The organism is bacterium (genome assembly GCA_021108215.1).
GTDB lineage: Bacteria > Oederibacteriota > JAAXVQ01 > JAAXVQ01 > JAUVAV01 > JAIORK01.
On record JAIORK010000039.1, the window covers coordinates 24,824 to 40,734 of the forward strand.

The window sequence follows — 15,911 nt, forward strand, 5'->3', positions numbered from 1 at the left end:
GGACGACCCCGCCCGTACGATATAGCTAAAAGGAAACCTCTGTTTCGTAAAACACAATCAAAGCAATGTTGCGGATGTTTTCCGGCGCAAAATCATCTTCATGTCCATCCTGCGGCTTTAGTGTCCATGTTTCATCTGCATTAACAGTCAAACTTGGCGTTTCGATTGTTTTGCCATGTTCCAAAACATAATTTGCATTTGATTCAAGTGTCATGGTCACACTACTCAAATCATTTGCGGGTTCATCCGGCTGATCATATTGGAGATAAATGCTTGATATTTCTTTATTGCCATTAAGATTCGCACAATATTTGGGATCAATGGTAAAGGTAATGCCTTGCTCACGATCGAGCATAAACTGGTTCCATGCGTCACTGTAGGCTTGTTTGAGCAAAATAAGGCCATAACCTTCGTCAACTCCAGTCTCCAAAAATCCTTTCACTGCAGTCGCAAAATCACCACCACCCTGCAAGGCTGAGTATTCCACTTTGATAATCACGTCCTGAATCTTGGAATAATCAATGACCCCCAGCGCGCCATTGAGCTCCAGCCGCCAGGTGGAGATGGCTCCCGTGCCCTCAAAAGGCAGATAGCGTTCATCCTGGAAATTGAGCTGGAACAAACCGCTGTCATTTTCCCCGCGCGAGAGCGCAACCTGCTGATTGGGCCGCCAATCCGCACGAATGGAAAGCGGCATGGATTGGCCTTCGCCGGGCGTAATCAGGTATGGCAATCCATCGACATGGTCAGGCTCGATCAATGTCCGATGCGTCAATTGGGTTAACGTGGCATTGAGGTTCTTGTACTGCCCCACGATGGCTGGGAAAGAGATGGAGATGGTCTTGATCTGGCGGCAATAGTGGCCCGGAAAATCCTGGGCAAACAAACGCTCTGTGAGATCGAATTCACAGACCCGATTCTGCTTGAGTTTGACCAGAGCCAAAGGATCAAGCGCTGCCAGGGAGACGGTCTTAGAAATCTCAAAACGACGCTTGTTTTTCTCAAGATAGGCCTTTTCCATGCGATCCAGGTCATATTGGAGCTGCTCGCCTGCCAGCAATCCCTTGCGCAGTCCGTCCCAATAGACCGGCTTGATATAATCGACCTCACTGGCTTTGAATCCCATCTCAAATTGGAAGGACTTCTGAGCAGCCTTGGCCAGACCCAGGGCCATCTGGTAGGATTGGAAATAAATGCCTGTGATCTTGCTGATCATCCATTGGTAGAGCTGTTTGTTGGTGAATTTGGATTTCAGGAAACTGTCAATGTCCTCATTGTTCTTGATCTGCTTTTCCTGGACATTAATTTCTTTCCGAGCAATTTCCACCTGTTTGTCAGCAGCCTCAATTTGATGCTCAATTTGATTTATATCATGACTTGCCAATTTCCCCTGAAGTTCCCATTCCTGTGATCTTCTATACCATCCCCCCAACATGGAACTTAACGCATTCCCAAATTCCATCATGCTGGATAAGGTTTTATATGAACTACTCATACCCGTCAATCCCCGCCCTAGTTGTTCTCCTCCATATGTCATCGCAAATGGCGAGCCTACCTGAGGCATATAACCACCTATTGATGTTACAATATCCATTATTTGCGCTACTATTGAATACCCTTTCGATAGAGTCATAAAAATCAATTGAGCTGTTTCATAATTCGAAAGCCCTTCATCGATAAGTCCCAAATAATGGACTTCTCGCTCTTTCGCATTTTCCAGACTTTTTTCTAATGAAAGCTTTGTTTGTTCTGCATTTCCTAGTTGATCATTTTTAATATCCAAGGTCATATCCAATATCTTACCTTCCTGCGTATTGCGCAACAGGCTCATTTCCTCAACATCTTTTTTCTCCAAGGCACTTAAAAGCGATCCGCCAAGCTGGATCACCCGGCTTGCGAATTCCCGGGATTTGTTCAGGATCACATTGAACCGGTAATGCGGAACCGGCGCGCCGAGATCAGCCAATGCAGCGGCAAACCCACCACCGCCGGCAGCGGCCTGAACCAAAGCCATGGGATCAATGGGTGGCTGGAACAAAGGCAAAGGTTGCTTGACACCCTCGATATTGAGGCATTGCCGAATTTTATACAACCGATCCTCGACGCGGTCCCAATATTGTATAAACAAATCGTTTTCCGGGATCACAAAGTAACCGCGTGCTACAAAATCATCATTCGGCAATCCAGGAATCGCAACCATCTTATCCGGCAGGCTATTGTTCACCGGTGAATTTTCCAACGCCAGTAAAGTGGCCTGCCAATTGTCAGGATAAAGCTCTGTATAGAGTTGGTAATAATTTTGTGTGGGCATGGTCGCTTTCTCAGCAGTATAGTCCGGCCGGGCGCCTAATAAATCATAAGCCAGGATGTAAAGCATACGCGCTTCGTTGATGGTTTCCCGGGTGTATTGGGTGAAAAGCTTATCACCCCAGTCCATGAGGTTATCAATATAGGCCATAACAATCGATTTACGATAGGCGATCCGTCGCAGGGCTGCAATGGCATGCGGGTCAAAGGGATCTTCCTGATAGCTTTCATATTGCGACTGGAATGTATACGCTACCGGATCCTGGTGAAATGGCAGAAATTTCCAGAAATAGTAAATGTTGGAACGTTTATACAATTCCACAATAGCGGCTATGGCTTGTTCTTTCTTGCTTTCCGTGATACTTGCTTCTTCGCACAAAGTGATAAATACATCTCTTTCTTCCACTCCCATGATACCGGTCAGACTCAGTTTACCGGTGCTTTCGTTGTATCCATATTTTTCATCCAAGGTACCCAACACACTAATATTCTCGAAAGGAACTGAAACCGTTTTATGTGTAGGATCATAGACATAGTGATACCATTTCTGGGCTTCATCATGTTTCTGTGCTGTATTCAGTGTTTGCGAGATTAAATAGGGGGTATGAAAAAAGATTTCCCAGTAGTAAATACCATTGGCACTCAGGAAATCCAATTGATCACTTACTGGCACACTGGCCACATTATCAGGATTATAATAAATCGTATCAACAGCACTGCCCTGGCTCGCATCAGACGTAAATCGCGGCAATTCATCCAACTCTTGGGAACTCAGTGCCAGCAAGCCATCGATACCATTGGCTAACAATTTCTGGCTTAACTTTTGGGCTGTATTTGAAGTCAGGCGGATAATTTGATATTTTGCATTCCGTAATTCAAAGGGCCAATTCTGTTCATCAAACGAAAAGTTATTGTCATAGGCATAACAAATATATTGTTGGGTCGCATCTTTTTTTCTATAAATATATAGATCTTCCCCGACATAAAACGCAGATTGAATAGAATCATTGAAGCTCGTTGGTAAGTTACCCCAGCGTTTCTCAAGTTTACGAGGCCAAGTTGCCGCATCACCGTCAATGGCAATATCACCTGTTTCATTTTCCAAATAGGCATAATATTTATTTCCGCTAAACAAATATATTCTGGCGTTTTGGTCCCCGGGTATACGAATGGCGGCCGTCACAGAAATACCTTTTTCCATCCATCCATCAGGTGTGCTTAGTAATTGAAACTCATCAGGAAAACGGTTATTGACATCACGATAGAATAGGTATTTATTTCCCTGAAAAACATAGAGTCCGTTTGACCCATCCACAAAGGCAGCAGTTATATCGTTGCCGGCTAATAAGTTATCGTTTTTACCCCATTTTACAGCAATAGTTTCAGCGGTATAACTATTATCAGATCTAGCATAATTTACTCCATCAAAAAAGTACCAAACCGTGCCAATTTGAATCGCAGCTTTGACTGTCGATAATGCTGTGCCACATAGATCCCCTAAACTGAGGTTCACTGGCGAACCCCATCCCGGGTTTTGATAAGTACAATATTGTCCTGCATAGGCTAAATATAACAATCCATCCTTCACAAGCGCTCCATCTACTCCATCAAATGGCAGTTCGTTAAGCAAATTATTATCAACAAACTTTCCTGTATATTGTTTATCAGTTTCATTAATTAAATATATTTTCCCTTTAAATACGAATGCTTTTTCGGCAACAATAACTCCGATAAAATTTTCCCATATGATACTATCGTAATTATCGCCTAATATTGTTGGCACATCATATTGAGACTTGAGTTGTGCGTCTTCATATATTTCATCATTGCCGTTTGCAAATGATTCATAAGACATCTGATAATTTGTTGAAACTATATTGATCTTTTCATCCAAGATAAATGCCGTTTCGAATTGTTCAGAAGATTCTTCAAGAATATTGATATTTCCCCATTTTGCATTGACATTCTCTTGAGATCGTAGCGACTTATCGTCATTGAACTGATAGTATTGATCTCCGGAAATGACATGGGTAATATATTTGTTTTCATTCCTATTCAGGCTTCTGAAGGCTGCATCTATTTCCGCAACTTCAGTAAACGGCGTCCCTGATTCAATCACCAATTCATCTGAGGACGTTTTATCTGTCTTGCACAAAAAGTTCCCGCCCTTCATATCAAAACTAAACCATGGCGGCGATAGATAGTTATCAAATTTCGCTTGCCATTGAATCGGATTATCCGGTTCAAAACCCAAAACATCGGAAGGAAATGCAACAGTAGTGAATTTATCATTATCTGTTTGAGTACTTTTCTCATAGACCAATTCCGATGTTACTCGTCCGAACAAATCAAGCTCCTCGTCCCCTTGGTATTTTATATAAATATATTCTTCCGTATCATATTCATCACTCTCAGAAGGATTGGCAACATAGAATTTGGCATTATCCACCGTAATTTTCTCATAGCCCTTCTCTTTATCCATAACTTGGGCGACTTCAATCAGTTTTTGTGGCGCTTTCCATTCTTTATTCATATTGTAATAAGTATATTGAATTACTGGATTGTAATTAATCTTCGTTTCATTATCCTGATTTTCCGGATTTTCATCGTCCCCTAATCCAAATTTAGTATCATTTATGTCCCGATGCTCCAACCAAAATACAAACAACCGATTGAATGCATAAACTGGATATACTTTTTCAGAATTAATCAAAATACTGATTTCCTGCCACGGCTCCCATGCAATGGGATCAACAGAATTGGAAGGAACTTTGCCGATGCGATAGAAATATTGGATAGGATCAGTACGAGCATACCCGAGCATGACAACATGCGTTCCATCACCTTTGGTAAAAACGCTTCCTCCGGAAATAATTAGGCTGGATACAGTAGCATATCCTTCCAGATAATTCGTATATGCTGTCTGCACAGCCGTATCGGTGATATCGGTTTGTAATAATTCCTCTTCCAAAGCCTTAAAAGCCGGACTTTTGCTATTGCGTAACTCGGGGCGAATGTAATTTTCCGGATACAGGAAGACTTTGCGGTTGGCTTCCCAGACCCGGTAATTTTTCATCCATCCCCACCAGCGTTTCAAGTCATTCAGTTTAGCTTCGCTAGCTTCCCACGTCTCGAGATTGTTTAACGTACGATGGTAATAGAGCTGGGCACATGCAATAGCTTCTTTGAGCCGGGAAGTCGCGGCTTCATCACCCATTTCCACATCAATTAAGAGTTCTGCATAGAGATCGCGGCTGTTTTCATATCCCAGTTTGTAGATCAAATAAGGCATCAAGGCATCCCGTTTGATCTTGTTCATAGCATTGTGTAATTCGCTGGACGCGAGTTCCCAATCCTTATCCGAGATTTTTGATTTCAAGCTGTCTAAAAGAATATTGTTGGCCGCTTGAATATTGGGATGCTCCCCATAAACTTCAGGCCACACATTATCGATCATGGTGAAATCAGTAATACCGATTTTTTGACAATATTCGATAATATCCTTCATTTCTTTGATTGTTTTCACGGAACCAATTAGCGGAGGATCGCTGAGTGTAGCCACATTCACCGCCGGGTCATAATCTGGATCGTAATCCGGCGCACTGGGATCGGAATTGTAATCATCGGGCACATGCGCCCAAAACAGTTTTTTAATTTGCATCTCTTCCCATCCAGTCGCCCGGCTCAACAAGGCATCTGTCTGTTCCGCATCCTTATAAAAATCAAGAATGGAATACTCTTTGGAATTAAAGGTGTTGACTAATTCACTAAAATTTTCAAATGTCACAATATCATTGATTAAAATATTGGGATTCCCATCCATGGGATCAATGGCACGGTAATTTTGCTTGACAATCAACAATTCCATTTGGTTCGTATTCAAAGATGTTTTATTCCCCAATAATACAAACTGTTGTAAGCAAAACAGATAATTTTTAATTTCATCCGGTATAATTTCCGCATCATCCGCCATGTTTAAAATAGGCGTCGCCACTTCATGGAGAACATGACTGTTTTTCTCTCCCTGAGCTAAATATACTTCTTGGCTCAGCAACCGAAGTCGGGCAATATCCAGATCCAAATAACTTTCCAGGACACTGAACAAAGCCTGTTCCTGCTGTTCCCTCATCTCGGTCAGAATCGCCTGGATTTCTTCCACATATTCTTTTAGTTCTTGCTTAAGCTTCGCTGTCATCTCTGCAATTGCATCAAAGATCATCAGACATTCCGCCGCGTTGAAACCAGTTAAAGTAAATCCATCGCGGTTATCCGCATCGCTAAAAAAGTTCCTACCGGCTTCCATCAATTCCGCCAGCTGCTCCGGGTCTGAATCACCGTCAATATCTTCCTCATAGGATTCACCAGTATATTGAAGTGTTTCCAACTGAATGAGCATTTCCTCGTACCGAGTTTCATCCCCCATTTCTGTGAAATTCATGGGGGTCAATATAATTTTCTTTTCCAACTTCGCTCGGACAATACCTTCCAAAACAAATTCGCCAGGTACATCCAGCATAAGTCCGTTTGTATCCAAACAATCATTAGCACTGTTTTGTAAATCCTCAAAAAGTTTCCCAGCAAATTCAGCGTCCATGCGCGAAGTCTCAAACTGGGTTGCAGTGACCTTTTGTGAAACCAATTGAGTCTTGACTTCTGCGATCATGTCCTTGATATCCTTGGAAGACAAGAATCCCTCCTCACCCAAGATTACGGTTTTGGAGTGCAAGGCGGCCAGCTGGCCCACAGACAATCCCATATTTTTCAACCAATCCATAGTGCTAACAATAATCTGGAGCAGCCATAGTACGGATGCCACATCTACTGTCCCTGTTTGGCAAAGGATTTCATGGCAATCCAGGGTGGTTACCTGCCAATCCATGGGCAAGTAGGGCTTGATGGGATTTTCCGCTTCATAGGCCCAGATCTGGTCCAGCACACCCAACAATACCAGGAGCTCCTCCATATCCAGTTTATAGATTTTGGCAAGCGTGGCATACCGATAAAGCAAAGTCAGTTTTGAAAGATCAACATCCGCCGAGAGATTTAAGGCTGTAGTTAAAACGTTAAGTTCCTCAGCCTTCATCCCCAAACTGCCTTGAATTCGGTTGCGGATATGCAGATTCGCAAGGCTTTTATCTGGTTCTTCCCGGATGGACAGATCGTGTCCTTTGTCATAGACCTGGTAAAATAGATGTTCCGGTTTGGACTTCGAACCTTCTCCCCAGTCTTTCATGTCCGCCCAGAAAGCGCACACCACGTCCACTGGTTGTTCTAACTTATTTTGCAAATATCGAATGACAGCCAAATGCTTAACAACCAGTTCATCATCAAGTGTTTTTTGGAAAGCTGTCCGCAATATCAAGTCGCTTTCTTCAGGACTCCACTTGCTAATTTTGTTTAGCAAAATAAATCTATTTAATAAATCGAGATGAATACTCGCGATAATATCTTTCCGATAATTATTTATACAAATATAGGACTCCTCTTGGTTTTGATAGGAACTTTCCAGCAATTCCATGTATTCATCAATATATCGAATGAGATTTTGATGCACACTTTCTCCAAATAAGCTATCGCTTGCTAAATTCGCAATCATATCCCGCGAATAAAGTCTGATGTGCAATAAAGCCCCTGTTATTCCCTCTTCATACCATTGTGTAACTAAATCATCTGAGATAGCGCCGTCCATAGCGTCTTTTTCAAATCCATATTCATCTGCCAATGCTCGAATTTCAGTTTTTGTTAATCGTGTATACTGTTCATCACGGGAGATTTCCTGCATTACAGCCGTTGCATGTTGATTATAACCGCCACCCATACTCATCCAGAGTCGGCGATGTTTTTCATTGAATTTTTCCGGTATATCATCTGTCTGGGTGGTCAATCCATATTTGCCATAATCGTATACATTCTCCAACTTTTCGGATAAGACATCCAATTGTTCCGTGGTTGGAACGGCCAAACTATTATTTTCAACATACTCTAATATCAGTTTTCGCGAATGAAGCTTTATGCGCAATTCTGTCAGAGTTAGCGGTTGATCCAGCCAATACGCTTTGCTATGGTTTGGAGACGCTTCTGTTAGCGTATAGTCACTCAATAATCCATTAATAGCAGTTTCATCATATCCACAGAAATCTTCCGCCATGTCCAACACTGCCATTTCAGCGGTTGCTAGCGGATCTGGTAGCGGGTCTGGCGATACCAAGTTTTCCAACACTAACCTATATGCCTGATTGAACATATTTTCCAGCGTTTCAAAACTATTGGGATCTTTGAAAGTAACTGAATAGTAGTTTTCTAACGACCCTGCATAATAGTCCATCGTCTCTTTTGTTGAGATCTTATATCCGGTTATATCAGCATATTTTGTGATGATATTTTGGCAGCTTAATTTGATTCTCATTTCTGTTTTCGTTAAATCCATAGCGTAGTACTTCATCATGTCATACGCATCCAGAGGATAGAGCAGCCAGTCCTGTAGTGCATATTCATCCGCCACACGCTTAATATCATGAACAGTCAAGCCTTTATAATTTTCATCAGGATCTATTGTGAGTATCTGATCAGACAGCGGATCATTGACAGCGGTCGCCACATTCCAGATCGGAGAATAGATATTCGCAAACGCGCTTTTTAAGGTGTTGTCAGAGTTATGCTTTTCACCGTATGCTGTTTCCATTTTTCCAACCAACACCACCAATTCCGCAGTTGATGAAATGGTTATGTTTTTTTTAATTGAATCATTTAAGATTTGAGCACGATAGGCAAACTTGACACGCAGTTGGGTTTTCGTTGAGCCGACCAGATCACCTATTTCCGTATTTGTCAAATACAGTGCGCCGTATTTATCCTGATTACAAAGATCATATTCATTGGCAAATGCCTCTACTTCTACGGCCGTATCCAATATCAATTCATTTTCATCCACAGAAGTCTCAGGCAATTCAACACTCGGAAAATTTCTTTGAACACCCAGCTCCACCCAAATATTTTTATATTTTTGATCAAGTAGAAGATTAGTCTGCAACGGAAGCATTTCAATATTACTTGGTTCAAAACCATATATACTTTCAAGCATGGCAGAAAAGCGTGAATATTCCTGGTCACTTGAAAACTCATAGCCAGTCCCTATGGCAAAATCCATAACTACTCGTCTGGAATGAAACATAATACTGTATTCCATTTTCGTAAGCTTGTTCTTCAAAGAAGTCCAGTATTGAACTGCCGCTCCATGGTTACTGGAGAGTGTTTGTTTATCAAAATATTCAGTAAGCCTATAATCATTCATCAATTTCACAACATCATTATCTTCCTTTAAATAATAAAACTCCGAGTCAATTACTGGCAACGCATCATATGGACCCATCGTTCCGGCAGTCCCACCCATTGCCACTAAAATACTGTTATACTTTTTTTGATAGAGGTCATAACATGCCATAGCATAGTCAGCAGACGAATAAAAAAACAAATTTTCAATGGGTTGCATATAATCATCAAGTTCAGTTTGGGTGGTCAAAGTGATTCCTGTGTAATTTGTTGCATGTATTAAAGACAGTATTAGTTGGCGCAATCTGAATCTAAGCCGTAATTCTGAAAGCGTTATATTCTTTGCATGCCATTTCTCGATATCCGTCTCTGTTCCTTCGGGTGCTACTGTGGTCATTGACAATACCGGATTGTTCAACAATCCGTATTCCGCTGCCAATGTTGTAATTTCATCAATTGTCAGTCCTCTGCGAAGTTCCTCCACCAAATTGTCCCGAACCAATGAGGTTTCCATATCATCTCTGAAAGAATTCCAAATACTACTAACTTCTGCCGAAAATCCGGATGAATCCGTGGTCACATCCATCAATTCCATAATTTTCTTGGTCTGATAGACTTTTTCCAGCATGGCCACATAATCGTCTCGTTGCTCATCCGATAAAATAGTCACTGGGTTTTTCAAAGCCCAGTCTAAGATATTTCTATATGAGTGAAACTTGATACGATATGCACGGCGTGTCAGAGTTGTATCAACCTGACTAATATCCAATTCCATCGGATCATATTTTTCATCATTGCACACGTCAAATTCATCTGCCAGGGACTGGATTTCATCCTCGCTTAACCCGTCGTATTCTTCATCAGGACTCGTGATCAGCATGTCAGCTACTGGATAATCCGCAGTCTGATTTTTCATCTTTTCCCATATTTTTTTACACGTATTCTCATAAATGATTTCCATCTTTTCAGCACGGGGATTGCCCTGCATGATGACATCATTAATGAAAAAGTCCCCAGCTTTGCCGGCTTTGAGTTCATCCTGGCTAAGGTTTTGATAGAGCAGTTTTTGGAGACCCTTGAAATCCAAACCCGTTTTATTAAGCATGGTTTTGACGTCTTTTAACACTTCCACTGGTTCATCTTCGGGCGGTTCCTTGGTTGAATCGATTCCCCATCTGGCTTGCAAGGATGACTTGGTGCTATTTTTGTCAATAAGGAGATTCTGGACCACCTGGTTGATGGCCAAATAATCACGCGCTACCCGTCCCGGATCCGGAGCGTTGATCATTTTCTTGTAGAGTTCCACAACATCAGTCTTATGAAACTTCAGGATGTGGTGAAGCACAGTGTAGTCTTTGTCAAAAATTGATGCCATGGGATAAACTGTATTTGGATCCTTCAAAACGTCAAAAGCGTCTTTATCTTTAAGAACAGGATCCTCTTTGAGCTCTTTTTCCAGCCTACTGGCCATGACTTCATTGACAATATCCAGGTAGGGTGTTTCATCAAAGGTGTTTTCCCAATCCAGCGGGATGGCGCTAATGTCGGGACGCCGTTTGTCAATATCCTCTTCGCTTTTCTGGTTGGTCTTCTCTTTGAGCAGCATCAAGTCCGTAAAATAAGCGGCCGGTGAAAGAACGGATCTGGCCTCATCTACCTCATGGCGTTCAATATCTCCAAACATTTCATCATAGCTGGCTGATCCCTGATCATTTTTCATGATATTGTCCTCCTAAGATTGGGTAAATACCTTCAGTTGAGGGCGAGATGAATCGCGCCCCTACAATTCATTATTCTTAAACCCGTGCCGCTTTGACGTGTGGTTCGTTGTTCTGCATGACATCCATGTACTGGACCACCATCCGGCTGCGCTTGAGCAGGGCTTTTTTATGAATCCGGGGCGCAATTGCAGGATCTTCCGAAGTGATCGGCTCAACCAGTGTGCAGAATTCTTTCTCTTTCATGGCCGCGATCTGGAGCGCGGAATGCAGGCCCAGCCTGAGCATGGGGATGGCCAGATCCCGGTTTGGCTCGGGCAGCACGCGCACGAGGCGCTGGTACGCCTTGAGTAGTTCCACCAGTCTTCCCTGTTTGAGGGTACAGCTATTTTTATCAATTGTTTTCGGCAGAGCCCGGCCGGTCAGCGGAAGCGCGGCAAAATCAAGCCCCACATTGGACTGCACCAGCGCCTCCAATTGCGTGATCTCATTTTCAGTGAATTTTTCCGGTAGATTCATGGCTGTCTCCTTAAATGATTTGATGTTCTCATGTCACGACGTTTGAAAAAATTATTGGTTCCTATAGGTAAGACGCGCAACTGCCCTGGGCGTTACACACTTTCAGAAGATAACGACACTTCCGGCAGTAACAATCCATCAATAACAAACTGATCAACCTTATCCGCCAGTTTTCGGATTCGCACTGCGTCCTCGCCGCATGTTTCTTTTACCCGTTTTTCCAATGCCAACCGGATGCTCAGGACACTGCCCAAGCCTTCGCTGCCGGTCATTTCACTTTTGATGAGCGCTTCGAGTACTTCGAACAATCTCAAAAACATTTTGGCAACTAAATCATCGTTGTCCTTTCTCCCCAGCCGTATAATTTCCTTGATCTCAGATATCAGGAGCTTACCTTCGGTGGTTTTGGTGAACAGTTGTTTGCACAATTTCATGATTGCCCCCCCTTTTTTTCCAAGCATTCGATTATTCCCGGCTACTGCGCCATACTGAGCCTCAATCCGGCCACGACCCTGAACAATCGTTGCCGCAGAGTATTCAATGAAATATCCAAATAGTTTGATATTTTCCGACGGGAACCAGCTAACCAGTACACCTGGGCAAGTAATTGCAAATCTTTTTCTTGAAGTTCGGCAAGATTTTCATGCAGGCGATCTATTACCGACATCTCCGTTTTTTCCTCTTCACACCACACATCCGGAACATCTCTTTCCGGCAATCCGGCATGTTTTTCTTCAAGCCGTTTCTGGTTAACACATTCATTTTTCACCGCAGTCATTAGGTAGGCCATTGAATCACGCAATGGCATCTGTACGGTTTTCGACATAAGACGCAACGCCACGATTTGAAATGCATCTGCATAATAAGGACGCATCCATGCCGGAAGCCGGTCATGGATAAAATTGAATAGGTTTTCAAATTCCTTCTGAAACAGAATTTCTTTTGCCAAAAATTTTGTTGCCAATTTTCGAATATCCATCCCAGCACATCCCTTCTGTAAAATCCCTTTCCCAAATGTTTTGCCGACCGGACCGATTTTGTGTTTTACGGCAATTGGCAATCAGCGCCCGATCAGCACCATGAAGGTCATAAAGAACAGGCAACAAACAATCTCAATGGAAACCGCATAGTTGACATATTCCAATAGCATCTTGATCCCCCCCCGAGGTTGATTCAACTGCCAACAGATATCACAAAGCTACCAGGCAATCCGGTATGTCAAGTTCCCGGGTTGCTTCATGTTCACCTGCAATGTCTGCCGGGAGTGATTAACGTTTTCTTCAAACAATTTTGCCAGTATTTTTTTTGCGCGATGTAAATGTACCCCGACGATCCTGACCGGAATACCCAGTACCCTGGCGGTCTCTTTATAAGAATGTTCTTCCAGACAGGACGTTTTGATGACAGCATGATATTTTTCCGGTAGTTGCCCAACCATGGCAAGTAATTGATCGGTTTTTTCACACTTGAAAAAAACTTGCTCTGGATCCGGTTGATCACAGGGGATGCATTGATCCAACCAGTCAAATTGTTCATCATTTAAAAATTTTATTTCACGGGTTCGTTTCTTTTTACGGTATATCGCCATACATTCATTCACTGCGATTTTCCTGATCCAGGACCATAACTGCGCTTCCCCACGGTAGGTAAGTATCTTTTCTTGCATAATGGCTTTAAAAAAAACTTCCTGAGCTGCATCCTCACCGTCATCACGTGATTTCAAACACCGGGTGCAGAGTTTTACGACTCGCGGATGATAGCGGGTATAAATTTCCGCTCCTGCTTCTGTGATCCCGTGCTGATAGTGCTCAATAAGCTCTTGATCTGAATAAGATTCCCATGTACGCATGATCCACCCCCGGCAGTATTTATTTCCTGCCAGGTATATATGCCATTTTCATGCCAAATTTTGTGTTTTTGGGAATCATTGTTTTCAAAGGTTTTTCCAGGATGGCCGTTTTTAAAAAAAGAAAAAAACGATAGGATTAACTATCAATCGATAGTACGCACTATGGATAAAATATGGTGTGTCTGATTTATTTTAGATGGATTTTTTCCGGAGGAGCACCAGCAGAAAACAAGTGGATAATACTACAGTATCAATCAAAAGGGTGTGGATGCCAACTGCTGCGCTTCCCTGGCCAAAACACCCGCATGAAATATCCAGACCGCGCAGCATGGCAGATGTTACGGCAAGCATGAAAACCAAAGCCATGCTGCTGATGAGGAGGATGGCGGCTTTTTGCCAGCGCGGAATCAGGATGCTCAACCCGCACAGCACTTCCAACCAAGGCAGGTAAAGGGCCGTGACATGAATAAAACTGTCCGGCAGGATTTTGTAATTGGCAATGGCCTGGGCAAATCCGGTTGGATCAAGTATTTTTAAGCTGCCGGAATAAATAAACACCGCCCCAAGCCCCAATGATATGAGCACGTGCAGAACAGACCTGACACGCTTATTCATCATCCGCTCCTGAGATAACAGAAATTTCCTTCTGTTTTGACAATGCTTCCCAACCGGCTTCAAAAACCGCAACATCTTCAGCCCGGAATCCGCGTGCCAGCAACAACTGCCTCACTTTTTCCGGGGCCTCCAAATCATGATCATCGCCATAGAGAATAAGCATCCCTTCGGCAGGTAATTTTTCAAAAACCATTTCAAAATTTGTTTGAAAATCATTGGATGGTAAATGAATCGACGCAGCAAGGTGCGCTTTATAAAAAGCATCTGAAGCGCGAACATCAACCAGATAAGCATTGTCCGCATAGTAGGCATGCACCACATCCGCGACCGTCAGTATTGCCGGATTTGTACGTGCAACTGTTTGATATCCAAACCAGGCCAACCGGTCCGTCCGTAAAGCATTGGCCGTAACCGCCAGTACACCCGCCAACCCAACCAGCACAATTATTTTAAACAATTCCGATCGCACTGTGGTTGAAAAACGTTTGAGGCTGTTGATCATCGTTGTCCCTGAATTTGTTCTATTGGCAGTTCCATGGTATACAAGCTCCCGTCCCGCTGTTGAAATTCTATCGTAATGACTGCTTGGCCTGCGTTTTCCAGAATCATCCCTTGCGGGAACCGGACAAAGAGCCGGTATTCTTTTTCCCGTTGAGTGGCTTCCCAGCGAATGGCAACCGCCGGCAGCGAAGAAACTATTTTGGGATCTTTAAATTTCCCGGGTATATTATTTAATACCACAACCCTTTTTTGAATATCATGCCTCAACTTACCCGGCGGCAAGGTCAGCACACCCGGTCTGCACTCCAGCGGTTTGTGCACATAACAATACACCGGAATCTCTATACGCGGCTGTTCCGAAATATTGGTTGTCAAATAGAGCGCTTCCTTATTCCAACCAAACTTTAAATCAGGTCTGGTTTTAACCGTCAGTTCAAATTCCTTGCCCTTCCGAACCGTTTTCAATTTTGTCCGGAATATTCCCTGCCCTTTTTGCGCCAATGCCACGTGCAGCGGTTTTTCCAGATTGGATGTCAAGCGCACCTTCAGTATCTGTAAACTTTTTCTATCCCGCACCGGCAAAAACCGCAGTTGCGCCGGTCGGACAGCAATGGCCAGAAAAACCGACCCTACCATTTGGGCAACCAGGGGGGCGGACGGAGACGCTGCCAGATAGATGTAAATGGATTTATTGAGTTTGCCGTGCATATACGCAGTATCCAGCTTGACCGGCACCTTCCCGGTTTGCCCCGGCGCAATAGTTTCATCCCATTGACCCATTGTGGTACACCCACAAGCAGGTTTTACTTTCGTAACAACGATCGTCCGGCGGGATTGATTTTCAATTTCAAAAACATGATCTATGACCGCACCGGCTTGAACATCTCCAAACTCAAAAAGCGGCTGTTTTAAAAAAAACGGCAGCGCATCATCGGCAGAAGCTGCCGGACAAACCATCCCTGTCAGCCACCCGATCAAAAGTATACGGTAAATCCGATTGCTGCTTATTTTTCGCATAGTCACTTCCTTTTGCAATCAGTCAGTCAACAGCTCCATCTTACATTTATTGAGACATTCTTGTCCAAATTAAAAAATGCTGCAGCTAACCGGAGCGTCCTAGGTGCTAATTTTTA

8 protein-coding genes are annotated in these 15,911 nt (G+C 43.2%); all 8 read right to left on the reverse strand.

Annotated elements, in window-relative coordinates; all coding sequences use genetic code 11:
* Nucleotides 1–25: 25 nt before the first annotated feature.
* The 8 genes from K8S19_09315 to K8S19_09350 all read right to left on the reverse strand — a co-directional run bounded on the left by K8S19_09315 (nucleotide 26) and on the right by K8S19_09350 (nucleotide 15,795).
* On the reverse strand, nucleotides 26–11,296 hold the full coding sequence (locus K8S19_09315) for a hypothetical protein (protein ID MCD4813873.1): 11,271 nt from the start codon (nucleotides 11,294–11,296) through the stop codon (nucleotides 26–28).
* 76 nt (nucleotides 11,297–11,372) lie between these two features.
* Nucleotides 11,373–11,813: a hypothetical protein gene (locus K8S19_09320; GenBank protein MCD4813874.1), complete on the reverse strand. Its 441-nt coding sequence runs from the start codon at nucleotides 11,811–11,813 to the stop codon at nucleotides 11,373–11,375.
* 92 nt (nucleotides 11,814–11,905) lie between these two features.
* Nucleotides 11,906–12,247, reverse strand: a complete 342-nt coding sequence (locus tag K8S19_09325; GenBank protein ID MCD4813875.1) for a hypothetical protein — start codon at nucleotides 12,245–12,247, stop codon at nucleotides 11,906–11,908.
* 41 nt (nucleotides 12,248–12,288) lie between these two features.
* Nucleotides 12,289–12,792: a hypothetical protein gene (locus tag K8S19_09330; GenBank protein ID MCD4813876.1), complete on the reverse strand. Its 504-nt coding sequence runs from the start codon at nucleotides 12,790–12,792 to the stop codon at nucleotides 12,289–12,291.
* Nucleotides 12,793–13,011: 219 nt separating this feature from the next.
* Nucleotides 13,012–13,662 carry an RNA polymerase sigma factor gene (locus tag K8S19_09335; protein ID MCD4813877.1) on the reverse strand — a complete coding sequence of 217 codons (651 nt, stop codon included), beginning with the start codon at nucleotides 13,660–13,662 and terminating at the stop codon, nucleotides 13,012–13,014.
* 192 nt (nucleotides 13,663–13,854) lie between these two features.
* Entirely contained in the window at nucleotides 13,855–14,280 is a 426-nt protein-coding gene (locus tag K8S19_09340; protein MCD4813878.1) for a DoxX family membrane protein, read from the reverse strand.
* Nucleotides 14,270–14,779 (reverse strand): rhodanese-like domain-containing protein, encoded by a 510-nt coding sequence (locus K8S19_09345; protein ID MCD4813879.1) that lies wholly within the window; start codon nucleotides 14,777–14,779, stop codon nucleotides 14,270–14,272. Before K8S19_09345 ends, K8S19_09340 begins: the two co-directional genes overlap by 11 nt.
* Nucleotides 14,776–15,795 (reverse strand): DUF1573 domain-containing protein, encoded by a 1,020-nt coding sequence (locus tag K8S19_09350; GenBank protein ID MCD4813880.1) that lies wholly within the window; start codon nucleotides 15,793–15,795, stop codon nucleotides 14,776–14,778. The genes K8S19_09345 and K8S19_09350 overlap by 4 nt, the downstream gene beginning before the upstream one ends.
* Between the last annotated feature and the right edge of the window lie 116 nt (nucleotides 15,796–15,911).